We start from the raw sequence: 212 nt of genomic DNA, 5'->3' as shown, positions 1-212 counted from the left end.
ACCCGTTCGAACTCGCGATCGCGGTCGCGTGAGCGCGGGCGAGGCCCGCGGGGGAAACACAAGCGACCGCTTCACTCACGCGAAGAGCTTTATGCCGAATCCGTGACATTCGACTATGGACAGTTCTCTCCGACGGGCGGCCGAGTTGACGCCCTCACGGCGTTGGTCGCTGCTCGCCGGCGCCTACGCGTTCTGCTGTGCAGTCCTCACCG

Origin of the sequence: Halorubrum sp. SP3 (assembly GCF_005435195.1) — an archaeon.
GTDB lineage: Archaea > Halobacteriota > Halobacteria > Halobacteriales > Haloferacaceae > Halorubrum > Halorubrum sodomense.
The sequence above is the reverse complement of the archived record's forward strand: the minus strand, read 5'-3'. Positions refer to the sequence as shown.